Consider the following 23,682-nt stretch of genomic DNA (forward strand, 5'->3'; position numbering starts at 1 on the left):
GGTGCTCATGTCTGGCAGGACCTTCTTAGTGCTTCAGATCGCACCGGACCTCCGTCCGGGGCGCGCCGTCTCCGTGCAGGGCCTTCACCTGGGATTCACCGAGCGTCCGTCATATGCCATGGCATGGCTGGGCCTGATCTGGGAATACCCCTTTCAGGTCGATGCCCGATCCACGGGTGTCGAGTCTCAGCGGGCGGCATGGGGCCGTCCGCCCGGGAGGCCCTTTGCACCAGGACGCACGTGCGGTTCGCACGGACGGAGTGGGAGGGCCGGAAATCGGCCCTGGCAGGGTGCCGATGACCGGTCCGGTCTTCATGGCCCGACCTCTTCCGAGGGGGTACGTCCTTCCGTGGTGACCAGCACAAAGCGCCGCCTGCCCGACAGGCGGACCTACGTCCTCGACACCAGCGTCCTGCTGGCAGACCCCAATGCGATCCGCCGCTTCGACGAGCACGAGGTGGTGCTCCCGATCGTGGTGATCACCGAGCTGGAGGCCAAGAGGCACCATCCCGAACTCGGCTACTTCGCCCGACAGGCCCTGCGCCTGCTCGACGACATCCGGGTTCGCTACGGTCGCCTCGACGCACCCATCCCGCTAGGGGATCTGGGCGGCACCCTCCGTGTCGAGCTCAACCACTCCGACCCGGGCGTCCTGCCCGCCGGCTTCCGGCTGGGGGACAACGACTCGCGCATCCTCGCGGTCGCCCGCAACCTCCAGGCCGAGGGCTACGACGTCACGGTCGTGTCGAAGGATCTCCCGCTGCGCATCAAGGCCTCCTCGGTGGGGCTGCTGGCAGAGGAGTACCGCGCGGAGCTCGCGATCACCGATGCCGGCTGGACCGGCATGAGCGAGCTCTCCCTCTCCGGGGAACAGGTGGACCTCCTCTACTCCGAGGAGCGGCTCTACGTACCGGAGGCCGCCGAACTGCCCGTGCACACGGGTCTGGTCCTGCAGTCCGAGCGCGGCAAGGCCCTGGGCCGGATCACCGCGGACGGCAACGTGCGGCTCGTCCGCGGCGACCGCGAGGCCTTCGGGCTGCACGGGCGCAGCGCCGAGCAGCGCATCGCCCTCGACCTGCTGCTGGACCCGGAGATCGGCATCCTCTCCATGGGCGGCCGGGCCGGTACCGGGAAGTCGGCGCTGGCGCTGTGCGCGGGCCTGGAGGCGGTCCTGGAGCGCAGGCAGCACCAGAAGGTGATGGTCTTCCGGCCGCTGTACGCGGTGGGCGGCCAGGAGCTCGGCTATCTGCCCGGGGACCAGTCCGAGAAGATGAGCCCCTGGGCGCAGGCGGTCTTCGACACCCTCTCGTCAGTGGCGGGGCGCGAGGTCATCGAGGAGGTGCTGAACCGGGGGATGCTGGAGGTCCTGCCGCTCACGCACATCCGGGGGCGCTCCCTCCACGACGCCTTCGTCATCGTCGACGAGGCGCAGTCGCTGGAGCGCAATGTCCTGCTGACCGTTCTGTCCCGGATCGGCGCCAATTCGCGGGTGGTTCTGACCCACGACGTCGCCCAGCGGGACAACCTGCGGGTCGGCCGGTACGACGGAGTGGTCGCCGTCGTGGAGAAGTTGAAGGGGCACCCGCTCTTCGCCCACGTCACGCTCGCCCGCTCCGAGCGCTCCCCGATCGCCGCGCTGGTCACGGAGATGCTGGAGACGCTCTAAGGAGAGAAGGGGGTAAATCCCCCATAGCGGCAAAGAGAGTTGGCGCCGCCCGGCAAAGGTCCCAGAGCTTAGCCGGGCGGCGTCGTGCTGCACAGATCTTTGGGGAAACCAGCGGCGACATGCCAGGTGTGACCTTTCCCACGCAGCGGAGAATTGCCTTGCGGTGTCGAGGTCCGGCAGAGTCTGTTTTCCGTCAGGCCCCGCATGCGGCACACCTGTATCTCCCGTGAGGCCACTCCCGTGAGGTACGCGCAGCACCACAACTCCACAGTCGTTCGCCGCATGCCGCCCGAGCACCACGCGGCAGCACCCGCAAGGGAGTTGCCCACGGGCCCGCGTCTCCAGTGATCGCCGTAACCGGAGGCCAGTGTCGAAGGGGCACTATTGCGCCCGCCCGGTCACTGCGGACGCTGCTGGAAGGACACCGTGTGAGCCGGATCTCGGTCCGGGGATTCGCCGTGGCTTCGGCCACTGCAGTCACCACCGTCGGCGCCGTCGTGGGCGTTGCCACTGGCGACCCCGCCTCGAACAGCCTTGAGACCACCGCGTCGGGGGCGACTCTCCTCACCGACATCCCGGTCGGCGACCAGGCGCAGGTCCAGAACGCGTCCCTGACGCAGCAGGCCGACGCCATCTCCGCAGGTGCCGACGCCGACGCCAAGCGCTCGGCCGAGGAGGCCGCCCGCATCCAGGCCGCCGAGGACGCCAAGTCCAAGAAGGCAGAGGCCCAGAAGGCGGCCGACGAGAAGGCGAAGAAGGAGCGCGAAGAGAAGGAGCAGGCCGCGAGCCGCTCCGCGACGCGCAGCGCCGGCGACTTCGCGGTCCAGAGCTCCTACACGATCGCCCAGGTCAAGGCGATTGCCCAGCAGATCGTCCCCGCGGGGCAGTTCCAGTGCTTCTCCAACATCGTCAACCAGGAATCGACCTGGAACTACAAGGCCGTGAACTCGTCCTCGGGCGCGTACGGTCTGGTCCAGGCGCTTCCCGGCTCGAAGATGTCCTCGGTCGCCGACGACTGGCGCACCAACCCGGCCACGCAGATCCAGTGGGGCCTGAACTACATGAACGGCCGCTACGGCAGCCCCTGTGGCGCCTGGAGCTTCCACCAGGCCAACGGCTGGTACTAGCCGACAGCCGTCGCTCAACCTCCGGGAGCCCCGCACCGTCCTACGGTGCGGGGCTTCCCGCGTGTACGGTCATCCGAGGTGTCCACGGGCGGGGGAGAGGGAAAATGATGGCGAAGAGGGCAGGCTGGCTCGGCCGGCTCGGGAGCAGGTTGAGCCGCATGGAGGCCCGGCTCGAACAGTGGCGTGCCGAGGTGGACGCGGAGACCCGCGGCGAAGCCCCGGTCACCGCCCGCGCCGGCGTACCGGCCCACGCCGCCGCGCCCGGACACGGTTCCGGCGCCGAAGCCGGCTCCGAACACCCGGGCCACCACGCCCCGCGCGAGCGCCCCGACCCGGTGAGCGTGGTCCCCTGGGGCATGCGCGTCGCCGCCGAGGTCAGCTGGCGGCTGCTGCTGCTCGCCGGGATGCTCTGGGTGCTGATGAAGGTGATCAGCGAAGTCCGCCTGGTCGTCCTCGCCTTCGCCGCCGCCCTGCTGGTCACCGCCCTGCTGCAGCCGTTCGTGGTCCGGCTGCGCCGCCTCGGGCTGCCCCGCGGTCTGGCCACCGCCGTCACCGCGATCCTCGGCTTCGTCGTCATCGGGCTGGTCGGCTGGTTCGTCGTGTGGCAGGTGATGGAGAACCTCGACGACCTCTCCGCACGCGTCCGCGAGGGCATCAACGAGCTCAAGGCCTGGGCGCTGGACAGTCCGTTCCACGTGACCGAGAAGCAGATCAACGACATCGCGAAGAACCTCAGCGAGACGATCGGCACCAACACCGAGCAGATCACCTCCGCGGGTCTGCAGGGCGTCACCGTCCTCGTCGAGGTGCTGACCGGGATCCTGCTCTCGATGTTCTCGACCCTCTTCCTGCTCTACGACGGCAAGCGCATCTGGACCTGGGTGCTCGGCCTGGTCCCGGGCGCGGCCCGGCCGGGTGTCGCGGGCGCGGGCCCGCGGGCCTGGCGCACCCTGACCGCGTACGTCCGCGGGACGGTCCTCGTCGCGCTCATCGACGCGGTCTTCATCGGCCTCGGCATCTACTTCCTCAAGGTGCCGATGGCGGTGCCGCTCGCCGTCTTCATCTTCCTGTTCGCCTTCATCCCGCTCGTGGGCGCGGTGGTCTCCGGAGCCCTCGCCGTCGTGGTCGCGCTGGTGACCCAGGGCCCGGTCAGCGCCCTGCTGGTGCTGGCCGTGGTCCTGGCCGTGCAGCAGATCGAGGGGCACGTGCTGCAGCCCTTCATCCTGGGCCGGGCGGTACGGGTGCACCCGCTCGCCGTGGTGCTGTCGGTGGCCGCAGGCGGCATGATCGCGGGCATCGGCGGCGCGGTCGTCGCGGTCCCGCTGGTCGCCGTCACCAATACGGTGGTGGTCTACCTGAGGGCGTACTCCCGGGACCAGTTGCGCCACGGGGCCGCGCCGGTCGGCCCCGCGCCGCACGGCTCGACGGCGCTGGACGCGGCCGCTCACGAGGCCGTTCGTGATCAGTGAGCCTGAATTAGCGGGGGAGTGGGACGAGGGGCGGCTGCCCGAGGAGGCACGGCCCGACACGGTGCCCGACCGCGTACGGGGGCCGCGGGGCGCCTGGTGGTGGGCGCTCGGCGGTGCCGTCCTGGCCTCGGCGGTCTGGGCGGGGGTCCTGGCGGCGCAGGATCGTTACGCCGATGCGCCGCGGATCGCGTACCGGCACGGCGATGACCTGTGCGAGATGCCGCTGACCGCGCTGTCCCGCACCACGGTGCAGCTCACCGGGAGCTCTGCGCGCCAGGGCGAGCACCCCGTGCTGGACTGGTCGTACTGCGGGTACCACACCCCGTACGTCGAGGGCGCCCTGTCCTACCAGGCCGAGGTGGCGGTCCAGCTGCACAAGAAGGCCGATCCCCGTACGGAGTTCGGCGCGAGCCCGGCCGGCGGCGCGGGCATCGTGGAGATGGCGGACTCCGGCGTCGCGGCGGAGCAGGTCCCCGGGCTCGGTGAACGGGCGCTGATGAACCGGCGGACCCAGGGCCTGCGGCTCCAAGTGCTCGACGGCGGCGCTGTCTTCACGCTCGGCGTGGAGTGGTTCGGGGAGGACGCGGACAGCAGCCCGGACGTGGACGCCGTCCAGGCGGCGATGATCGAGGACATGCGCGCGCTGATGACGGCCCTGAGGACATGATCCGGCGTACGGCCGAGGCCCTCAGCCGGCCGCGTCGGGCCCGGCGACCCGGCAACCGCCGGCTTCCAGCAGGGCGGCGGCGTCGAGGGTGACCTTGGCGCCGATGGAGTCGGGCAGGGTGAGCTGCCGGCCGGCGGCGTAGAGCGTGTGGTGGTCGTAGCCCTCGCCGACGGGATCGGTCAGGAGGTGTACGCGGACGTTCTTGCCGGCGCCCGGTGTCCTGCAAGCCATATGCCACCCGAAACGTGCGAAAGGGCCCCCGCGGCCGGATCGGCTGCGGGGGCCCGGCTCGTGCGCGTACGGCTACTCGGCGGCGAGGGCGGCCTCGGCGTCGAGGGTGACCGCGACGGCCTGGATCACCGAGGCGATCTTGAAGGCCTCCTGGATCGTCTCGCGGTCGACACCGGCCTTGCGCAGGACCTGCTCGTGCGAGTCCAGGCACTGGCCGCAGCCGTTGATGGCGGAGACCGCGAGCGACCAGAGCTCGAAGTCGACCTTCTCCACGCCGGGGTTGCCGATGACGTTCATCCGCAGACCGGCCCGCAGGGTCCCGTACTCCGGGTCGGAGAGCAGGTGGCGGGTGCGGTAGAAGACGTTGTTCATCGCCATGACCGCGGCGGCGGACTTGGCGGCGGTGTACGCCTCCGGCGACAGGGCCGCCTTCGCCTCCGGCTCCAGCTCACGCAGGACGCGCGGGGAGCGGGCGGCGATCGCGCAGGACAGGACCGTGCCCCACAGCTGCTGCCCGGTCAGGGTGTCCTGGTTGCCGATGACCGAACCGAGGTTCAGCTTCAGGTCCTTGGCGAAGTCCGGTATGGCGGACTTGAGGGAGTCGAGGGACATCCGTCACTCACCGGCCAGCAGCGCGCCGGCGTCGAGGGTGTCCTCGCCCTTGGTCCAGTTGCAGGGGCACAGCTCGTCGGTCTGCAGGGCGTCGAGGACCCGCAGGACCTCCTTGGGGTTACGGCCCACGGAACCGGCGGTCACCATCGAGAACTGGATCTCGTTGTTCTGGTCGACGATGAAGACGGCGCGCTGCGCGAAGCCGTCCTCGCCCTGCACGCCACAGGCCTGCATGAGCTCGTGCTTGGAGTCGGCCAGCATCGGGAAGGGCAGGTCGCGCAGGTCGGCGTGGTCCTTGCGCCAGGCGTGGTGGACGAACTCGGAGTCGCCGGAGACGCCGAGGATCTGGGCGTCGCGGTCCTGGAACTCCTCGTTCAGCTTGCCGAACGCGGCGATCTCGGTCGGGCAGACGAAGGTGAAGTCCTTCGGCCAGAAGAACACCACACGCCACTTGCCCTCGTAGGTCTTGTGGTCGATCTGGGCGAACTCGCTGCCGGCCTCAAGCGAGACGCAGGCGGTCAGATCGTAGGTGGGGAACTTGTCACCGACAGTGAGCACGTGCTCTCCTTGCGGACAGGAAAGGAACCCTTTTGGGGGCTTTCCGAGAGGGTTGGACGGATCTCACATGCTGACACAGCTGCATTGATTACAGAAATAGCTACTCTTGCGACAGGTGATCGGAGGTACCTATCAGTGGCTGTCGGTAACAGGGGAGCGAAGCAGGCGACGCTCGCGCAGCTGCGCGCCTTCGCGGCCGTCGCCGAGTACCTGCACTTCCGGGACGCCGCCGCGTCGATCGGGATGAGCCAGCCGGCCCTGTCCGGGGCCGTCTCCGCGCTGGAGGAGGCGCTCGGCGTCCAGCTGCTGGAGCGCACCACCCGCAAGGTGCTGCTCTCCCCGGCCGGCGAGCGGATCGCGGCCCGCGCGCGGGCGGTGCTCGACGCGATGGGCGCACTGCTGGAGGAGGCGGAGGCGGTGCGGGCGCCCTTCACCGGGGTGCTCAGGCTCGGGGTGATCCCCACGGTGGCCCCCTACCTGCTGCCGACGGTGCTCGGGCTCTTCCACCGCCGCTATCCCGGCATGGACCTCCAGGTGCACGAGGAGCAGACGGCCTCGCTGCTGGAGGGCTTGGCGGCCGGGCGCCTCGACCTGCTGTTGCTCGCCGTGCCGCTGGGGGTGCCCGGGGTCACCGAACTTCCCGTCTTCGACGAGGACTTCGTCCTGCTCGCGCCGCGCGAGCACCCGCTGGCCGGGCGCAGGGACATCCCGCGGGAAGAACTGAGGGACCTCCAGCTGCTGTTGCTGGACGAGGGGCACTGCCTGCGGGACCAGGCCCTCGACATCTGCCGGGAGGCCGGGAGGGCCGACGGGGCGGACGTCACCACGACCGCCGCCGGACTGTCCACCCTCGTACAACTGGTCGCCGGGGGGCTCGGGGTGACGCTGTTGCCGCGGACCGCGCTGCGGCTGGAGACCGCCCGCAACGAGTACCTGGCCACCGGGTATTTCGCCGAGCCGGCCCCCTCACGGCGGATCGCCCTGGCCATGCGGACGGGAACCGCCCGGCAGGAGGAGTTCCGCGCCGTCGCCGCGGCGCTGCGGGAGGCCGTGCGTCCGCTGCCCGTCTGGCCCGCCGCGTAGGGCCCGTCGCGCCGGGCGGCCGGCGCTGCACAGGGCCCGTCGCGCCGGGCGGTCCGCCGCGCAGGGCCTGCCGCGCCGGGCGGCCCGCCGTCGGGATGCGCCATTCGTAGGGACTCGGGGCCGCCGCGCCCCGGCTCGGAGCGGGGTCCGGGAGCGGCTGGCAGTTTGAGGGCAACGGGCCCTGCTCTCGAAAGGCGCGCCATGCACGCACCCCCCACCGACCTCCCCGCGCTCCCGCCCCAGCAGTCGGGTGCCCCGTACCGGAACCCGGAGCCGTCCACCGGCCCCACCGACCAGCCGTCCGGGCCCGCGTGGTGGATGTGGGCCCTGGTGTCGGGACTCTTCCTCCTCTACGCGACCCTGTCGCTGCGCATCCACGAGCAACTGGGCTCGCACAGCTTCGACCTGGCCATCTTCGAACAGGCCGTCCGCTCCTACGCCGAGGGCCACCTGCCCGTCTCGGAGGTCAAGGGAGCGGGCTTCCCCGTCCTCGGCGACCACTTCTCCCCGATCCTGGCCCTGCTCGCGCCCCTGTACTGGCTGGCGCCGTCGGCGAGGACCCTGCTGATGGCACAGGCGGGGCTGATCGCCGTGAGCGTGCTGCCGCTGACCCTGTGGGCGCGCCGGACGCTGGGCTCGCCGGCCGCCGCGATGATCGGGCTGTGCTACGGGCTCTCGTGGGGCATCGCGAACGCCGCGGCCTTCGACTTCCACGAGTGGGTGTTCGCCGTCCCGCTGCTGGCCTGCTCCCTGAGCGCGCTGGGCAGCGGACGGCTGCGCGCCGCGGCCTGTTGGGCCGTGCCGCTGGTGCTGGTGAAGGAGGACCTCGGGCTCACCGTGGCCGTGATCGGCCTGGTCATCGCCTGGCGCGCGGGCCGCGGCGGGCGCCGGGCCGGGATCGCCCTGGCCGTGGCGGGCGCGGCCTGCACGGCCCTGGCCATGCTGGTGGTGCTGCCGGCCCTGAACCCGAACGGGTCCTACTTCTACGCCTCGTTCCTGGGCGGCGGCTCCGGGGCCGGTGGGGGCGGCGGCTTCGGGGCGCTGCTGTACAAGCTCACCATCGGGCTCGTCACCCCGGACACCAAGGTGACGACCCTGATGATGGTGTTCGCCCCCACCCTCTTCCTGGCCCTGCGCTCACCCCTGGTGCTGGTGGCCGTGCCGTCCCTGGTGTGGCGGGGCGTCTCGGACTACTGGCCCCACTGGACCACCGGCTACCACTACTCGCTCACCCTCATGCCGATCGTCTTCGCCGCGCTCATCGACGCCCTCGGCCGCCGCGGCACCAGCCCGGCAGGCCTGCGGCGGGCCCTGGTGGGCATTGCGGGCGTGTGCCTGCTGCTGCTGCCGGTGTACGCGGTGGGGCGGATGGCCAAGGCGGAGTTCTGGCGCGACGACCCCCGGGCGGTGGTGGCGCAGCACCTGATGGCCCGGATCCCGGACGGGGCCACGGTGCAGGCGTCGGACGCGCTGGTGCCGCACCTGGCCAACCGTACGAGCGTGAGCCTCTTCGGCTGGCCCGAGAGCCGCCCCGAGCCGCAGTGGATCATGGTGGACACCCGGGTGGCCCCGGACAAGCGCTGGCCCCTCTCCCTGAGGGACGAGTCCATCTCCCTCGCCCAGGCCCGCAGCCGGGGCTACAAGTCGGTCGCCCAGCGGGACGGCTTCGTCCTGCTGAACCGGCCGGACCGGCGCTCCTAGGACCGCCCGTCCCCTGCGCGGGGACCGGCCGTCAGTCCGAGGAGCGGGGGCGGCCGCGCGGGCGGATCGGGGCGGCCGTTCCCGGGAGGCGGCCGGCCTCGGACAGGGCGCGGCGGAGCAGGAACTCGATCTGCGCGTTGGCGCTGCGCAGTTCCTCCCCCGCCCAGCGCGCGAGGGCGTCGTACACCTGCGGGTCGAGCCGCAGCAGCACCTGCTTGCGCGCCTGCCGCGCCGCCTTCGCGCCCTGCTGCGGCTCCTGCTCCGGCTCGCCGGCGGGGCTCACTGGTAGAGGGTGCCCGTGTTGACGACGGGCTGGGCGGCGCGGTCGCCGCACAGGACCACCATCAGGTTCGAGACCATGGCGGCCTTGCGCTCCGGGTCCAGGTCCACGATGTCCTCCTCGGCCAGCCGGGTCAGGGCCAGTTCGACCATGCCGACCGCCCCTTCGACGATCGTCTTGCGGGCCGCCACGACCGCACCCGCCTGCTGGCGCTGGAGCATCGCGGAGGCGATCTCCGGAGCGTACGCGAGATGCGTGAAGCGGGACTCGATGACATGGACGCCGGCCGCCTCGACCCGGGTCCGCAGCTCCGCCGCCAGCTTTTCGGTGATCTCCTCGGCGTTGCCGCGCAGCGACAGGCCGCCCTCCTCGTGCGCGTCGTAGGGGTACTCGATCGCGATGTGCCGCACGGCGGCCTCGGCCTGGGTCTCGACGAACTCGGTGAAGTCGTCCACCTCGAATATGGCCCGCGCGGTGTCCTCGACCTTCCAGACCACGACCGCCGCCAGCTCGATCGGGTTGCCGTACGCGTCGTTGACCTTCAGGACGGCCGTCTCGTGGTTGCGGACGCGGGTGGAGACCTTCCTGCGGGAGGTCAGCGGGTTGACCCAGCGCAGGCCGTCCGTGCGGATCGTCCCGCGGTAGCGGCCGAAGAGCTGGACCACCCGGGCCTCACCGGGTGCCACGGTGTTCAGGCCGCTCATCGCCATGACCGCGAGGGGGATCAGCAGCACGCCGGGCACGATGAGGGCCGGCTGGGCGGCACTGTCGTCGGCGCCCGTACCGAGGGCGATCAACGCGGCCCCGGCGAGCACGCCCAACAGGCCGAGCAGCAGCGCCAGCCCGCCGCCCACGCTGCGGGCCGTGAACTCCCGTACCTCTGTGGCCGTGCCGGCCGTGCCTGCCGTGTTCGTCATCATCTGCCCCGTTTCGCTAGGTCGCGATCTCTTGGACCGCCTAGCAAAGTGATATCACTTTTTCGGGGCGCCGCAACCCTATGCGCTTTCTGTGCGTCGGTTCCCTTGATGTGGGTGCTGATTCTCACGTCCGAAATGACCGATATTGGCCTTGCTTGGCCAACCTTTGTCACAACCTGCGGTGTTAGCTTGCTGAGCTGACGTCGGGGGGTAATCGAGCGGAGCGGGAGCGATGGGCCGAGCAGATGCGCGCAAGGCGCAGCAGCAGCGCAGTGCGCGGCGGGCGCCGCGCGGGCGCGCCACCGGAGAGGGGCGCGCCGGCAAGCCGACCGGCATACGCCGCTTCTTCACCTGGAAGAAGATCCTGGGGGCCTTCTTCGGGATGATCCTGCTCGGCATGGCCGCGCTGGTCGCCCTCTACTTCTACGTGGACGAGCCCGACCCGAACGCCGAGGCCATCCAGCAGAGCAACATCTACAAGTACGCCGACGGCTCGCTCATGGCCCGCGACGGGAAGATGAACCGCGAGATCGTGGCGATCGACCGGGTCCCGAAGGAAGTCCAGACCGCCTTCATCGCCATCGAGAACAAGTCCTTCTACAAGGACCGCGGCGTGGACTTCCTCGGTGTCGCACGCGGCGTGTTCAACACGGTCACCGGCAAGGGCAAGGCCGGCGGTTCGACGATCACCCAGCAGTACGTCAAGAACTTCTACCTGAACCAGGACCAGACGCCGACCCGCAAGCTCAAGGAGCTGGTGATCTCCCTCAAGGTCGACCGGCGCATGGAGAAGGACGAGATCCTCGCGGGGTACCTGAACACCAGTTACTTCGGGCGCGGAGCCTACGGCATCCAGGCCGCCTCCCAGGCGTACTACGGCGTCGACGTCGACAAGCTGAGCCTGGAGCAGGGCGCCTACCTGGCCGCCGTCCTCCAGGCCCCCAGCCAGTACGACTGGGCCGTGGCCGGCGACAACGGCAAGCGGCTGGCGATGGTCCGCTTCAACGGCGTCCTCGACAACATGGTCGAGATGGGCAAGCTCGACGCCGAGAAGCGCAAGACCCTGACCTTCAAGGAGCCGATCAAGCCCAAGGCCACCCCCGGCCTGGAGGGCCAGAAGGGTTACCTGAAGCAGGCGGCCGACGCCGAGCTGCGGCGCCAGACGAACATGACGGAAGCTCAGCTCAAGGCCGGCGGCTGGGAGATAGTCCTCAACATCGAGCCGAAGAAACAGGCGGCGCTGGAACAGGCCGTCCAGGACGAGCTGGAGTCCCAGCTCAAGCGCAACGACCGGCCCGTCGACGCGAGCGTCCAGGCGGGCGCCACCTCCGTGGACCCCAAGACCGGCCACATCGTCGCCATGTACGGCGGCACCGGCCTGTCCGACCACTGGTCGAGCAACGCCCTGCGCACCGACTTCCAGCCGGGCTCGACCTTCAAGCCGGTCGTGCTGGCCGCCGCACTGGAGAACAAGTCGACCACGCAGGACGGCAGGCCGATCAAGCCGAGCACGCTCTACGACGGCACCAGCAAGCGCCCCGTCGTCGGCAGCAAGGTCCCCTTCAACCCGCAGAACCAGGACGACAAGGACTACGGCAAGGAGATATCGGTCCAGGAGGCCACCAACTACTCCGTGAACTCGGTCTACGCCCAGATGATCGTGGACGTGAAGCCGCCGGTCGCGAAGAAGACGGCCCTCCAGCTCGGCATGAAGGACCGCGACGGCTGGCCCGAGGACAAGCCGGCCATGTCGCTGGGCACCATGAGCGCCAACACCGTGGAGATGGCGGGCGTCTACGCCACCTTCGACAACCACGGCAAGAAGGTCACCCCGACCATGATCAAGAGCGCCAAGCACGCCGACCGCCAGTTCACGCCGGTCGAGTCCGTCGGGGGCCAGGCCATCACCCGCGAGACCGCCGACACGGTGACCAAGGTGCTCACCGGCGTCGTCAACGACGGCTCCGGCAAGGCCGTCAAGAGCTCCGCCTACGAGGCCGCCGGCAAGACCGGCACCACCGAGTCCAACGTGGCCGCCTGGTTCACCGCGTACACCCCGGAGCTCGTCACCGTCGTCGCGATGTTCGGCGAGGAGCCCGGCACCGCCAAGCAGGTCACCCTGACCGGTACCGCCGGCGGTGGCCGAGCCGGTGGTTCCAGCTTCCCCGCGGAGATCTGGAAGGCGTACACGCTGGCTGCCCTCAAGGGCGTCAAGACCGGTGAGTTCGACCTGGACGAGGCCGACATGGGGACGCCGGTCGTACCGAGCCGCAGCACCTCCCCGTCGAGCTCGTCGAGCCAGTCGAGCCCGTCGCCGAGCAGCAGCAGCCACCCGCCGCAGTCCCCGGACCCGAGCAAGAGCGGGCCGTCCCCGGACCCGAGCAAGAGCCCGCCGAAGCCGGACCCGAGCAAGAGCTCGGGGAAGCCCGACCCGACCAAGAGCCCGCCGAACCCGCCGTTCCCGCCCGTGGTGAACCAGGAACCGTAGGCGCGCCCGTATACGACCGCCGCCCCGCAGCATCCGTGCTGCGGGGCGGCGGTCTTCGCATACGGGGCGGGTCAGCGGCGGTCGTTCGCCCCCGGCAGCGGGAGCTCGAACCAGACCACCTTGCCGCTGCTCAGCCGGGTCGCTCCCCAGCGGCGGGCCATGCGGTTGACGAGGAAAAGGCCGCGGCCGCCCTCGTCGGTGTCCCGCGCCCGGCGCTGGCGCGGCAGTTGCGGGGAGTCGTCCCCGACCTCGCAGCGCAGTACGTCCGTACGCAGCAGGCGCAGCGTGACGGGCCGCTCCGCGTACCGGACGGCATTGGTCACCACCTCGCTGACCAGCAGCTCCAGCGAGTCCTGGAGGTCCTCCAGGCCCCACCGGGTCAGCGCGCGGCGGGCGAACCGGCGGGCCCGGCCCGGAGCGGTCTCCTCCGGGTCCAGGAACCAGTACGCCACGTCACTGGGCGCGATCCCGTCGAAGCGGGCGGCGAGCAGGGCGATGTCGTCGTCCCGGTCGCCGGGGCCCAGCATGTCCAGGACGTCGTCGCACAGCGCCTCCAGCGGCGGCGGATGGTCGAGGCCGGTCAGCTGCGCGGTGGTGGCCAGGCGCTCGCGCAGCTGCTCGATGCCGGTCCACACGTCCCGCAGCCGGCTCTCGACCAGCCCGTCGGTGTAGAGCAGCAGCGTGGCCCCGGCGGGCGCGTCCAGCTCCACGGCCTCGAAGTCGACGCCGCCGACCCCGATGGGTGCGCCGGGGGGCACGCGCAGCACCTCGGCACGGCCGCCGAGGTGCAGGAGCACAGGCGGCGGGTGGCCGGCGTTGGCGATGGTGATCCGGTGCGAGACCGGGTCGTAGACGGCGTACAGGCAGGTGGCCATGCGGTCGGAGCCGAGGCGCTGCGCCTGCTCGTCCAGGTGGTGCAGGACCTCGGCGGGCGGCAGGTCGAGCTGGGCCAGCGTCTGCGCCGTGGTCCGGAGCTGGCCCATGATCGCGGCCGAGGTCATGGAGTGGCCCATCACGTCGCCGACGACGAGCGCGACCCGGCTGCCGGGCAGCGGTATGGCGTCGTACCAGTCGCCGCCGACCCGGGCCGTCTCGGCGGCGGGCAGGTAGCGCGAGGCGAGCCGGACGCCGGTCGGCTGGGGCAGGCTGTCGGGGAGCATGGTGCGCTGGAGCTCGTCGGCGATGTACGCCTCGCGGCCGTACAGCACGGCCTTGTCGATGCCGAGTGCGGTGTGGGTGGCCAGCTGGGCGGCGACCAGGAGGTCGTTCTGCTCGAAGGCGGGCCGTTCGGGGCTGCGCAGGAACACGGCCGCGCCGATGACGCGGCGCCGGCCGCGGAGCGGCGCGAGGATGGCCCGCCGGCCGCGCGGTACGGGGTGCTCGGCGCCCAGCAGTTCCGGAAGGGCGTCCTTCGCGCCGACGGCGGACTCGAAGACCGGCCGTACGCCGCGCAGGACTTCGGCGAGTGCCCCGCCGGGGCGGATCTCGCACAGTTCGGCGGCGGGCAGGTCACCCTGCGGGCCGACCATCGGCAGCTGGCTGAAGTCGAGCTCGCCTCCGGCGCCCGCGGCCACCGCGGGCCCGGCACCCTCGGCTCCCGGGGTGCCCGCTGCCGACGCGGTCAGGGCTCCGGTCAGGTCGTCGATCGGGCGGAGCCGGTCGGTGCGGCGCAGCCTTAACACCACCGGTCCGACGGGACGCTCGTCCCCGACCGGCAGCGGGTCCCGCAGGTAGACGAGGATGGCGTCCGAGAAGGTCGGCACGGTGGCCCGGCACAGCCCGAGCACGATCTCGTCGAGGTCGATGCCGCGGGCGATGCGCCGGGTGGCGGCCCCGACGAAGCGCAGCCGGTCCCCTTCCCTGCGGGCCACTCCGCCGCCGGCCGCGGCGCCGCTCCCGCCGCTCCCGTCCTGGCCGCCCTGCCCGGTGGGCAGGTCGGCGACCTCCTGCGCCGTGCGCCCGGCCCGCCCCGCGGGGCCGTCCCCGGCCTCGGCCTGCCCGGCTGTCCCGCCCTGGACGTCGATGTCGTGGTCCCACCCGTCGACCGCGTTTTCCTCGCCGCTGCCGCCCGCGCCGCCGCCCGTGCTGCTGCCCGTGCCGCCGGGGGCTGCCGATGCGCTGCGGGCCGCCGCGAGCTCGCGCGTGCCGCCCGGTATCCCGGCTCCGTCGGCCGCCGCCTCACCGGCCGCCCGGCCGCCGCCCGGCGCGGGGTCCTGGCCGTCGGGTGCCGCCGGGCCGCGGGCCGCGTTCTTCGCCGCCGCGCCGTCGCGTCCCCGGGAGCCGCCGACGCCGCGGGTGCGGGGCCGCGGGACCTCCGCGCCCCGCCCGCCGACCGGTGCCTCGGGGGCCGGCCAGGACGCCTCGCCGTCGGTTTCCGCGTGCGGGCGCCCGGCGTCGCGGGCAGCGCCGCGTACGGCCTCGGCGGCCGGGACGGGGGCCTTGCCGTGGCCCAGCTCGTCGGTCCCTCCGCCGGCGGCGCCGGCCGTGCCGCGGCCGGGCTCGTCCGTCCCACCGCCGGAGGCAATGGCGGCGGGCTGCGGGCCCTCCTGCGAGGTGGGGTACTCCGTCACGCGTGGAATTCCGTCCGTTTGCGCTCGATGTGCGCTGCACTCAACTCGGTCAGTCGCGGTATACCCGCTCAGCGGCGGGGGCACCATCACCCGCGGTTCCGCGTCCCGCTCGTTACCTCCCGCTCTGCGCTGACCTCCGGTCAAGTCCCGCGTACGGCACGATCTTTACGGATGCACCCACCGGTCGCGGCGTGCGCGCCCGGCCTTGCGGAGGGAGATCTTACGGTTGCTCCCCGGGGGCGCATCAAGGGTCTCATGAGGTCATATGTGCCGGAGTGCGGTCCCAGTCCTCGGGCAGCACCGGAACCCCCCACGCCGGGTCCGGCCGCCAGTCCTGCCAGCCGTCACGGAACGGCGCCCCCCACGCCGTGATCAGGTCGACCGCCGCGCGTCCGGCCTCCTGTACCTGCCGCGCCTGCTCCGCGTCGATCAGACCGGACCGCTGCGCCTGCGCGAACTCGTCCTCGTCGCGCCACTCCCAGGTGCGGTCCGGGTAGACGGAGATGTCCAGGAAGTGGTCGACGGAGTCGACCCCGCCGGCCCACCGCGTCCGGGGCTCCTCAAGGTTCACGTACCAGTTCTTGAACCGCCAGCCGTGCTCCCAGAACAGCCACACCGACCAGGGGTCGCCGGGCCGGGCCAGCTTCAGCACCCCCGCGCCGAACCAGCGCGAGCGCACGGTCGTGCGCGGCGCGGTGTAGCGGGTGGCGAGCGGCTCCTCGTGGACGGGAGTGCCGTCGGCGAGCACCGGCTTGACGCACTCGGTGCCGGGGGCCATCCACACCGCCAGGAGGTCGTCGGTGTCCTGCACGACGGTCACCGGACGGCAGATGTGGACCGCGCCCTTCAACCCCGGGGCGTGGTCGCGGTAGCGCCAGAGGATCTGCTCCCCCGGCCGCCAGCGGGTGCCTTGCGCGTCGCCGCCCCCGCGGCCTGCCGTCCCTGTCATGCGCAGATCTTAGGGCGGGGGCCCCCGCGCCCGCTGCGGTGCAGGTCACGGAGGTGTTCGGGGACGGGAAACGACCGAATCCGGCCCCTGCCCAGTGACGTTTTCAGGGCCTGGTCATCCGCAGGACGTCCAGGGCCTCGTCCAACTGCTCCAGGGTGAGGTCCCCGCGGTCCACGTAGCCGGACTCCAGGACGACCTCCCTGATCGTCTTCCGCTCCGCAAGGGACTTCTTGGCGACCTTGGCCGCCTCCTCGTAGCCGATGTACCGGTTCAGCGGGGTCACCACGGAGGGCGAGGACTCGGCGTACTCCCTGGCCCGGGCCGCATTGGCGGTGATCCCGTCGATCGTGCGGTCGGCCAGCAGGCGGCTCGCGTTGCCGAGGAGCCGGATCGATTCCAGGAGGTTCCTCGCCATCACCGGCAGCATCACATTGAGCTCGAAGTTGCCCGCCGCACCCGCGACGGCGACCGCCGTGTCGTTCCCGGTGACCTGTGCGGCGACCATGAGCACCGCCTCCGGGATCACCGGATTGACCTTCCCGGGCATGATCGAGGAGCCGGGCTGCAGGTCGGGCAGATTGATTTCGGCCAATCCCGTACGCGGGCCCGAGGACATCCAGCGCAGATCGTTGGAGATCTTGGTGAGCGAGACGGCGATCGTACGGAGCACGCCCGAGGTCTCCACCAGCGCGTCCCGCGCCCCCTGGGCCTCGAAGTGGTTGCGGGCCTCGGTCAGCGGCAGCCCGGTCGCCCCGGCCACCTCTGCGATGACGGCCGCGGAGAATCCGGGCGGCGTGTTGATCCCCGTGCCCACCGCCGTCCCGCCGAGCGGCAGTTCGGCGAGCCGGGGCAGGGCCGAGTGCAGCCGCTCGACTCCGTTGCGCACCTGGGCGGCGTACCCGCCGAACTCCTGGCCCAGTGTCACCGGTGTGGCGTCCATCAGGTGGGTGCGGCCCGCCTTGACCACCTCGGCGAACTCGTCGGACTTGCGCTCCAGGGCGGTCGCGAGGTGCTCCAGGGCCGGGATCAGCTCGCCGGTGACGGCGGCGGTCGCGGCGATGTGGATGGAGGACGGGAACACGTCGTTGGAGCTCTGCGAGGCGTTGACGTGGTCGTTGGGGTGCACCTCGCGCCCGAGCCGCTCGGTCGCCAGGGTGGCGATCACCTCGTTGGTGTTCATGTTGGACGAGGTCCCGGAGCCGGTCTGGAACACGTCCACGGGGAAGTGCTCGTCCCACCGGCCCTCGGCCACCTCTGCCGCGGCGGACCGGATGGCCCGCGCGACGTCCTCGTCCACCACGCCGAGGCGGGCGTTCACCTCGGCGGCGGCGGACTTGATCCGGGCCAGCGCCTCGATGTGGGCGCGCTCCAGGCGCTGCCCGGAGATCGGGAAGTTCTCCACCGCGCGCTGGGTCTGGGCCCGCCACTTGGCGTGCGCGGGTACCCGTACCTCGCCCATGGAGTCGTGCTCGGTGCGGTACGCGCCGTCGGTCTGATCGTCGGTCATGTTCACATCCTCCTCAAAAAGTTGAGCAATTCTCTTGTTCAAACTGTTCCCAACTCCCCTACCGGCCAGTAAATACCCGTGGTAACACTGCTATCGGGGAGGCGTTCATGGGACGTGCACGCACGAAACCCAAGCTCAGATCTACCTTCGCCGCCGTCGCGGCGATCGCGGCCGCCCTCGGGGGCGTCACCGCCATCACCCCCATGGCCCAGGCGGCCACACCAGCCGGGGCCGTGACCCCGCTCTCGCCGGAGCTGGAGGCCGTCCGGGCCGCGGAGGCCACCCGGATCTACGGCGATCCGGCGATCCGGCCGCTCGCCGAGCGCAAGACCGGGCTGATCTCGCTGGGCGACAGCGAGATATCCGGTGAGGGCGTGGGGAACTACGACCCCGCGACCAACACCTCGGCCAACCAGTGCCACCGCTCGCCCGACACGGCGATCCACCGCACCGGCATCCCGGCCGACCTGACCTTCAACGTGGCCTGCTCCGGCGCGTACACCGGCAACATCAGGATCGGCGGCAGCAAGCAGTACGCCGACGAGCTGGTCCAGAGCGACAACCTGGCCATCAAGGCCCGCAACACCCGCATCAAGATGGTGCTGCTCGTCGCGGGCGCCAACGACGACCTCCAGTTCGGCCCGGTCATGACCGACTGCGTCACCCGCTGGGTGCTCAGCCAGGGCACCTGCGAGCCCAAGTACGGCCCCGGCTGGCAGGCGCGCGTCGACGGCCTGAAGCCGAAGGTGGAGTCGACCGTCGTCGACCTCAAGACGGTGATGCGCGAGGCGGGCTACGCCGACTCCGACTACAAGCTGGTCGTGATGGGCTACCCCAGCCCCATCGGGCCCGACTTCTACGACAACCCGGGCTTCCCCGGCAAGCTCCCCGGAGGCTGCGCCGGCTACGACTCCGACGCCACGTGGGGCCGCAACTACGCGGTGCCCACCTTCGAGAAGGGCATGCGCGAGGCGGCCCTCGCCTCCGGCGCCACCTACCTGGACAACTCGCGGCTCTTCCACGGCCACGAGGTGTGCATGGAGGACGCCTGGGCCCGCGGCCTCTACCTGGACCTGGGCGACCACTTCCCGTGGGACGAGAACACCGCCCGGCAGTCCTTCCACCCCAACTACCGCGGCCACGGCGCCTTCGCGTCCTGCCTGACCCAGCTCTACACCTCGGGTCTGCGCGAGGCCTCCTGCGCCGACCCGGCCAGCACCGGGACACCGGTCCTCCAGGCCGGCGCCTGGGACGCGCTGTACAAGCCGCTGAAGAACGAGGCGAACGGCAACTGCCTCGACGCCGAAGGCGGTTCCAGCGCCAACGGCACGAGGGTCCTCGGCTGGGACTGCCACGGCGGACGCAACCAGGGCTGGTGGTACGACTCCGCCAGGAAGGCCGTCCACATCGAGCTCACCCACGACCGCTGCCTGGACGCCCCGGGCGCCAACTACGGGGCCGGCACCGGCCTGGTCCTCTGGAACTGCCACGGCGGAGCCAACCAGCAGTGGGTCCGCGACGGCGCCACCGTCCGGCCCGCGGCCGCCTCGGGCATGTGCCTGACCGTGGCGGGGGCGCACGAGCCGCTGCGGCTGCAGATCTGCAACGGGTCGGCGAACCAGCGCTTCGCGTAACCGCCGCCCGCGTCGCCAGACCCGTACCCGCGAGATCCGTACCCCCCACACCCGGCCGGCGCACCCCGGCCGGGTGTCTTCCACGGAGCCGTGCCACAGCCCGTGCCTCACAGGCTGCGCAGGTACTCCCGTACCTCCCGGGGCCGGTTCGTGATCAGCGTGTCCACGCCGAGGCGCAGGCAGAGCTCCACGTCCTCCGTCTCGTCCACGGTCCACACCCGCACCCGAAGCCCCTTGGCCTTCAGCCGCCCCACCAGTCCCGGATCCCTGCGGACGAGGTCGATGCCCGGGCCGGCATGGCCCGCGAACGGCGGGCGCAGGGGCCGCAGCGGCCGCTCGATCAGATAGACGGCGGGCAGGCCCGGAGCGAGCCGGTGCAGCCGGGTCAGGGCGGTCCGCGAGAAGCTCATCACCTCGACGAGGCCGTCGGCGCCGTCGGCGAGCCCGTGTTCCTTGAGCACCCGCACGAGCTCGGCCTCCAGCCGGCCGCCGGCGCGGGTGGGGTGCTTGGTCTCGACGGCCAGCCCGACGGGCCGGTCGGCGGCCAGCGCCTCCTTGAGCAGGTCCTCGAAGAGCAGCACCTGCGCCCCGCGGTGCTCCTCGCCCTTCCACCGGCCGAAGTCGAGGGCGGACAGCTCCTCGTAGGTCATGGCGGAGACGACCCCGCGCCCGTCCGAGGTCCGCTCCACCCGCCGGTCGTGCACGCACACCAGTCGCCCGTCGGCACTGAGCCGCACGTCGCACTCCAACGCGTCCGCGCCGTCGGCGATGGCCTGCCGGTAGGCGGCGAGGGTGTGCTCGGGGTGCTCGTGGGAAGCCCCGCGGTGGGCGATGACCCGCACGTCGCGGGCGGTGGGGAGCAGCTGTGTCATGGAGGAGACGTTAACCGGATGCGGTGCAGCGTCCGGTACCGCACCATCCGCGGATGGCCGAATGGCTCCGGGGGTGATCACCCCCGGAGCCCGAAGCTGCCGGACCGGTTCCGGCCGGGGTGTTACGCCAGGCCGGGGCCGCGGACCGGGATGTGGGTGAAGGTGGGCTCCGGGGCCGGGTTCTGGAAGAAGTCGTTGCCCTTGTCGTCGACCACGATGAAGGCCGGGAAGTCCTCGACCTCGATCTTCCAGACCGCCTCCATGCCGAGCTCCTCGTACTCCAGGACCTCGACCTTCTTGATGCAGTCCTGGGCCAGGCGCGCGGCCGGGCCGCCGATCGAGCCCAGGTAGAAGCCGCCGTGCGTGCCGCACGCGTCCGTCACCTGCTGGGAGCGGTTGCCCTTGGCCAGCATGACCTTGGAGCCGCCCGCCGCCTGGAACTGCTCGACGTACGAGTCCATGCGCCCGGCCGTGGTCGGCCCGAAGGAGCCCGAGGCGTAGCCCTCGGGGGTCTTCGCCGGGCCGGCGTAGTAGACCGGGTGGTCCTTGAGGTACTGCGGCATGTCCTCGCCCGCGTCCAGCCGCTCCTTGATCTTGGCGTGGGCGATGTCGCGCGCCACGACCAGCGGGCCGGTCAGGGACAGGCGGGTCTTGACCGGGTGCTTGGTCAGCGTCGCCAGGATCTCGTCCATCGGCTGGTTCAGGTCGATGGAGACCACGTCGGAGGACTCGGCCAGCTGCTCGTCGGTGGTCTCCGGCAGGAAGCGGGCCGGGTCGCGCTCCAGCTGCTCCAGGAAGACGCCCTCGGCGGTGATCTTCGCGACCGCCTGGCGGTCGGCGGAGCAGGAGACCGCGATCGCGACCGGCAGGGACGCGCCGTGGCGGGGGAGGCGGACGACGCGGACGTCGTGGCAGAAGTACTTGCCGCCGAACTGCGCGCCGATGCCGATCTTCTGGGTCAGCTCGAAGACCTGCTGCTCCAGCGCCTCGTCGCGGAAGCCGTGGCCCAGCGGGGAGCCCTCGCGCGGCAGCTCGTCCAGGTAGTGCGCGGAGGCGTACTTCGCGGTCTTCAGCGCGTGCTCGGCGGAGGTGCCGCCGACGACGATCGCCAGGTGGTAGGGCGGGCAGGCCGCCGTACCGAGCGAGCGGATCTTCTCCTCCAGGAACTTCATCATGGAGGCCTCGTTGAGGACCGCCTTGGTCTCCTGGTAGAGGAAGGACTTGTTGGCCGAGCCGCCGCCCTTGGCCATGAAGAGGAACTTGTACGCGCCGCCGTCCGTCGCGTACAGCTCGATCTGCGCGGGCAGGTTCGAGCCGGTGTTCTTCTCCTCCCACATGGTGAGCGGGGCCATCTGCGAGTAGCGCAGGTTCAGCCGCGTGTACGCGTCGTAGATGCCGCGGGACAAGGCCGCCTCGTCGCCGCCCTCGGTCAGGACGTTCTGGCCGCGCTTGCCCATCACGATCGCCGTGCCCGTGTCCTGGCACATCGGCAGGACGCCGGCCGCCGCGATGTTCGCGTTCTTCAGCAGGTCGAGGGCGACGAACTTGTCGTTCGAGGAGGCCTCGGGGTCGTCGATGATGCGGCGCAGCTGCGCGAGGTGCGCCGGGCGCAGGAAGTGCTGGATGTCGTGGATGGCCTCTTCGGCGAGCTTGCGCAGCGCCTCCGGCTCGACCTTGAGGAACGTACGGCCGTCGGCCTCGAAGGTCGAGACGCCTTCGGAAGTCACCAGCCGGTAGGGGGTGGTGTCCTCGCCCAGGGGCAGCAGGTCGGTGTACGCAAATTCTGGCATGACGGCAGTCATTCCTCACTCGGCAGACAGCGCTGACGACCGTTGGCAGCGCAGTCAACCAGCCTAGGACCTCCGCCGAGCGCTGTGTCTGTGAGGTAGGGCTCACCGGCGACTATCGCGATCTATCGTGTCTCGCTATGCTGGTTGTCGTGGACCTGGAAAAGCACCCTGCCGCCTCTGCCCCTGCCGTCCCCGCCGAGCCCGCCGCGGTGCGCGCCTCCGACGCCGACCGTGACCGGATCGCGCGGATCCTCGCCGACGCCCTGGCCGAGGGCCGGCTGACCGCCGACGAGCACGCCGAGCGCCTCGACTCGCTGTACGCGGTGAAGACGGTGGGGAAGCTGGAGGTGCTCGTACGGGACCTGCCCGCGCCCGGCGGCGCGGCACCGGCCGTCCCCTCGTACGCCCACGCCCACGCCCTGGCCGGGTCCGCCGGGACGGCGGGAACCGCCGAGACCGTCCTCGCCGTGTGCAGCAGCGCCTCCCGCAAGGGGCGCTGGCGCCCCGGCCCGCACACCCGCGCGGTGTCCGTGATGGGCGACATCGGCATCGACCTCACCGAGGCGGTCTTCGCCCAGCAGGTCACGGAGATCCAGGTGACCTGCATCCTCGGGAACGTCGAGGTCCTGGTGCCGGAGAACGTGACGCTGCGCGGCTACGGCGGCGGCGTCCTCGGCAACTTCGAGGTGCGTGGCGAGGGCGGCGCCGCCACCGATCCGAACGCGCCGGTGGTGATCGTGCGGGGCTTCTCGCTCCTGGGCAACATCGAGGCCCGCCGCAAGCCCGGCGCCCGCTTGGTCGACCTCGCCCGGACCGAGCGCGACCGCCTCGACGGTCGGTAGCGGACGCTCGGCGGCCGACGGCCGGTGCGCGTCCCGGCCGGCGTTCCCGGGGCGGATTTCGGTCGCATTTCCCCGGACCGGTACGCGGGCGGCACGCAGTGCTTAGGGGCGCGCACAGCGGGTAGGGACAGGTGCATCGTCTCTCGCTTGCGTACCCGTCGTCAGGAGTAGACCGTGCAGCATCCGCCGCATCAGTCCCTGCAGGTAGCCGCCATACCGAGCCTTCGGGCGCGTCCGGCGGCCGTGCCGAAGCCGCGGGTGCCGGCGAGGGAAGAGGACGGGCCGTGGCACGCGGAGGCGGTGTGCCGCCGGGACGAGGCGGGACTCTTCTTCGCGCCCTCCAAGGAGCCGACGGCGGCCAGGCTCGCCCGTGAAGAGGCCGCCAAGCGCGTCTGTGCCCGCTGCCCCGTCATGGTCGCCTGCCGCGAACACGCCCTGCTCCAGCCCGAACCGTACGGGGTCTGGGGCGGTCTCACCGCGGCCGAGCGCCGGGTCGTGCTCGCCCGGCGGCGCCGCAGGGCGGCCGAACTGCGCCAGGCCCCGGGGGCCGGCCCGATCGCCGCCGCGGGCTGAGGCGGAGGACTCCCGCTCAGGACCGCGCGACGGACGACCGCGCTCACCGGACGACCGCGCCCACCCGCACCTCCGCCACTCCGCCCACGGACACCGGCCCACCGGACACCGGCCCCACCGGACACCGAAGGGGCGGTCCCGCCGCA

At 71.6% G+C, this 23,682-nt stretch carries 20 protein-coding genes; 10 read left to right on the forward strand and 10 right to left on the reverse strand.

The window, feature by feature from the left end:
- Nucleotides 1-349 precede the first annotated feature (349 nt).
- From AB0B01_RS18240 to AB0B01_RS18255, 4 genes are all read left to right on the forward strand, one after another.
- Nucleotides 350-1,666 (forward strand): PhoH family protein, encoded by a 1,317-nt coding sequence (locus AB0B01_RS18240; RefSeq protein ID WP_361719563.1) that lies wholly within the window; start codon nucleotides 350-352, stop codon nucleotides 1,664-1,666.
- Nucleotides 1,667-2,076: 410 nt separating this feature from the next.
- Nucleotides 2,077-2,793, forward strand: a complete 717-nt coding sequence (locus AB0B01_RS18245; RefSeq protein WP_361719759.1) for a transglycosylase SLT domain-containing protein — start codon at nucleotides 2,077-2,079, stop codon at nucleotides 2,791-2,793.
- A gap of 107 nt (nucleotides 2,794-2,900) precedes the next feature.
- Nucleotides 2,901-4,262 carry an AI-2E family transporter gene (locus AB0B01_RS18250; protein ID WP_361719566.1) on the forward strand — a complete coding sequence of 454 codons (1,362 nt, stop codon included), beginning with the start codon at nucleotides 2,901-2,903 and terminating at the stop codon, nucleotides 4,260-4,262.
- Nucleotides 4,252-4,929 (forward strand): hypothetical protein, encoded by a 678-nt coding sequence (locus AB0B01_RS18255; RefSeq protein ID WP_361719569.1) that lies wholly within the window; start codon nucleotides 4,252-4,254, stop codon nucleotides 4,927-4,929. The genes AB0B01_RS18250 and AB0B01_RS18255 overlap by 11 nt, the downstream gene beginning before the upstream one ends.
- 21 nt (nucleotides 4,930-4,950) lie before the next feature.
- Here the strand turns inward: AB0B01_RS18255 and AB0B01_RS18260 are convergent, their stop codons facing one another.
- The 3 genes from AB0B01_RS18260 to AB0B01_RS18270 all read right to left on the reverse strand — a co-directional run bounded on the left by AB0B01_RS18260 (nucleotide 4,951) and on the right by AB0B01_RS18270 (nucleotide 6,330).
- Nucleotides 4,951-5,160, reverse strand: coding sequence for a hypothetical protein (locus AB0B01_RS18260; protein WP_361719572.1), 210 nt, complete (start codon nucleotides 5,158-5,160; stop codon nucleotides 4,951-4,953).
- A gap of 72 nt (nucleotides 5,161-5,232) precedes the next feature.
- Nucleotides 5,233-5,772, reverse strand: coding sequence for an alkyl hydroperoxide reductase (locus AB0B01_RS18265; RefSeq protein ID WP_361719575.1), 540 nt, complete (start codon nucleotides 5,770-5,772; stop codon nucleotides 5,233-5,235).
- 3 nt (nucleotides 5,773-5,775) lie between these two features.
- A complete protein-coding gene (locus tag AB0B01_RS18270; protein ID WP_356845352.1) occupies nucleotides 5,776-6,330 on the reverse strand; it encodes a peroxiredoxin in 555 nt (184 codons plus the stop codon).
- 135 nt (nucleotides 6,331-6,465) lie between these two features.
- Between AB0B01_RS18270 and AB0B01_RS18275 the strand changes: the two genes are divergently transcribed.
- Nucleotides 6,466-7,413: a LysR substrate-binding domain-containing protein gene (locus AB0B01_RS18275; RefSeq protein WP_361719579.1), complete on the forward strand. Its 948-nt coding sequence runs from the start codon at nucleotides 6,466-6,468 to the stop codon at nucleotides 7,411-7,413.
- Between the two features lie 201 nt (nucleotides 7,414-7,614).
- Entirely contained in the window at nucleotides 7,615-9,114 is a 1,500-nt protein-coding gene (locus AB0B01_RS18280; protein WP_361719582.1) for a DUF2079 domain-containing protein, read from the forward strand.
- Nucleotides 9,115-9,145: 31 nt separating this feature from the next.
- Here AB0B01_RS18280 and AB0B01_RS18285 read toward each other — a convergent pair whose 3' ends face one another.
- Both AB0B01_RS18285 and AB0B01_RS18290 read right to left on the reverse strand, forming a co-directional pair.
- Nucleotides 9,146-9,397, reverse strand: coding sequence for a hypothetical protein (locus AB0B01_RS18285; protein ID WP_361719585.1), 252 nt, complete (start codon nucleotides 9,395-9,397; stop codon nucleotides 9,146-9,148).
- Nucleotides 9,394-10,311: an SPFH domain-containing protein gene (locus tag AB0B01_RS18290; RefSeq protein ID WP_361719588.1), complete on the reverse strand. Its 918-nt coding sequence runs from the start codon at nucleotides 10,309-10,311 to the stop codon at nucleotides 9,394-9,396. Before AB0B01_RS18290 ends, AB0B01_RS18285 begins: the two co-directional genes overlap by 4 nt.
- 232 nt (nucleotides 10,312-10,543) lie before the next feature.
- On the opposite strand from AB0B01_RS18290, the gene AB0B01_RS18295 reads away from it, so the two are divergent.
- Nucleotides 10,544-12,799 (forward strand): transglycosylase domain-containing protein, encoded by a 2,256-nt coding sequence (locus AB0B01_RS18295; protein ID WP_361719591.1) that lies wholly within the window; start codon nucleotides 10,544-10,546, stop codon nucleotides 12,797-12,799.
- A gap of 71 nt (nucleotides 12,800-12,870) precedes the next feature.
- On the opposite strand, the gene AB0B01_RS18300 is transcribed toward AB0B01_RS18295, so the two are convergent.
- From AB0B01_RS18300 to AB0B01_RS18310, 3 genes are all read right to left on the reverse strand, one after another.
- Nucleotides 12,871-14,823 (reverse strand): SpoIIE family protein phosphatase, encoded by a 1,953-nt coding sequence (locus AB0B01_RS18300; protein ID WP_361719762.1) that lies wholly within the window; start codon nucleotides 14,821-14,823, stop codon nucleotides 12,871-12,873.
- Between the two features lie 799 nt (nucleotides 14,824-15,622).
- On the reverse strand, nucleotides 15,623-16,318 hold the full coding sequence (locus tag AB0B01_RS18305) for a DUF402 domain-containing protein (RefSeq protein ID WP_361719594.1): 696 nt from the start codon (nucleotides 16,316-16,318) through the stop codon (nucleotides 15,623-15,625).
- A gap of 103 nt (nucleotides 16,319-16,421) precedes the next feature.
- Nucleotides 16,422-17,825 (reverse strand): class II fumarate hydratase, encoded by a 1,404-nt coding sequence (locus AB0B01_RS18310; protein WP_361719597.1) that lies wholly within the window; start codon nucleotides 17,823-17,825, stop codon nucleotides 16,422-16,424.
- A gap of 107 nt (nucleotides 17,826-17,932) precedes the next feature.
- On the opposite strand from AB0B01_RS18310, the gene AB0B01_RS18315 reads away from it, so the two are divergent.
- Nucleotides 17,933-19,459, forward strand: a complete 1,527-nt coding sequence (locus AB0B01_RS18315) for a ricin-type beta-trefoil lectin domain protein (RefSeq protein ID WP_361719600.1) — start codon at nucleotides 17,933-17,935, stop codon at nucleotides 19,457-19,459.
- Nucleotides 19,460-19,566: 107 nt separating this feature from the next.
- Here the strand turns inward: AB0B01_RS18315 and AB0B01_RS18320 are convergent, their stop codons facing one another.
- Together AB0B01_RS18320 and AB0B01_RS18325 are read right to left on the reverse strand one after the other, a co-directional pair.
- Entirely contained in the window at nucleotides 19,567-20,331 is a 765-nt protein-coding gene (locus tag AB0B01_RS18320) for a glycerophosphodiester phosphodiesterase family protein (RefSeq protein ID WP_361719603.1), read from the reverse strand.
- Nucleotides 20,332-20,453: 122 nt separating this feature from the next.
- Nucleotides 20,454-22,121: a fumarate hydratase gene (locus tag AB0B01_RS18325; protein ID WP_361719606.1), complete on the reverse strand. Its 1,668-nt coding sequence runs from the start codon at nucleotides 22,119-22,121 to the stop codon at nucleotides 20,454-20,456.
- 149 nt (nucleotides 22,122-22,270) lie between these two features.
- Here AB0B01_RS18325 and AB0B01_RS18330 point away from each other — a divergent pair, with 149 nt between their 5' ends.
- Together AB0B01_RS18330 and AB0B01_RS18335 are read left to right on the forward strand one after the other, a co-directional pair.
- Nucleotides 22,271-22,963, forward strand: a complete 693-nt coding sequence (locus AB0B01_RS18330) for a DUF1707 domain-containing protein (RefSeq protein ID WP_361719609.1) — start codon at nucleotides 22,271-22,273, stop codon at nucleotides 22,961-22,963.
- A 174-nt stretch (nucleotides 22,964-23,137) separates the two neighbouring features.
- Complete coding sequence (locus AB0B01_RS18335; RefSeq protein ID WP_361719612.1) at nucleotides 23,138-23,536, forward strand: WhiB family transcriptional regulator; 399 nt, start codon at nucleotides 23,138-23,140, stop codon at nucleotides 23,534-23,536.
- The last annotated feature ends 146 nt before the right edge of the window (nucleotides 23,537-23,682 follow it).

The organism is Streptomyces sp. NPDC044571 (assembly GCF_040647115.1).
GTDB lineage: Bacteria > Actinomycetota > Actinomycetes > Streptomycetales > Streptomycetaceae > Streptomyces.

What these genes read in the sequence shown, in the direction of transcription:
- AB0B01_RS18250 (WP_361719566.1), top strand. Translation starts at nt 2,901, where the DNA reads ATGGCGAAGAGGGCAGGCTGGCTCGGCCGGCTCGGGAGCAGGTTGAGC.
- AB0B01_RS18260 (WP_361719572.1), bottom strand. Translation starts at nt 5,160, where the DNA reads ATGGCTTGCAGGACACCGGGCGCCGGCAAGAACGTCCGCGTACACCTC.
- AB0B01_RS18265 (WP_361719575.1), bottom strand. Translation starts at nt 5,772, where the DNA reads ATGTCCCTCGACTCCCTCAAGTCCGCCATACCGGACTTCGCCAAGGAC.
- AB0B01_RS18280 (WP_361719582.1), top strand. Translation starts at nt 7,615, where the DNA reads ATGCACGCACCCCCCACCGACCTCCCCGCGCTCCCGCCCCAGCAGTCG.
- AB0B01_RS18290 (WP_361719588.1), bottom strand. Translation starts at nt 10,311, where the DNA reads ATGACGAACACGGCAGGCACGGCCGGCACGGCCACAGAGGTACGGGAG.
- AB0B01_RS18295 (WP_361719591.1), top strand. Translation starts at nt 10,544, where the DNA reads ATGGGCCGAGCAGATGCGCGCAAGGCGCAGCAGCAGCGCAGTGCGCGG.
- AB0B01_RS18305 (WP_361719594.1), bottom strand. Translation starts at nt 16,318, where the DNA reads ATGACAGGGACGGCAGGCCGCGGGGGCGGCGACGCGCAAGGCACCCGC.
- AB0B01_RS18310 (WP_361719597.1), bottom strand. Translation starts at nt 17,825, where the DNA reads ATGACCGACGATCAGACCGACGGCGCGTACCGCACCGAGCACGACTCC.
- AB0B01_RS18315 (WP_361719600.1), top strand. Translation starts at nt 17,933, where the DNA reads ATGGGACGTGCACGCACGAAACCCAAGCTCAGATCTACCTTCGCCGCC.
- AB0B01_RS18320 (WP_361719603.1), bottom strand. Translation starts at nt 20,331, where the DNA reads ATGACACAGCTGCTCCCCACCGCCCGCGACGTGCGGGTCATCGCCCAC.
- AB0B01_RS18325 (WP_361719606.1), bottom strand. Translation starts at nt 22,121, where the DNA reads ATGCCAGAATTTGCGTACACCGACCTGCTGCCCCTGGGCGAGGACACC.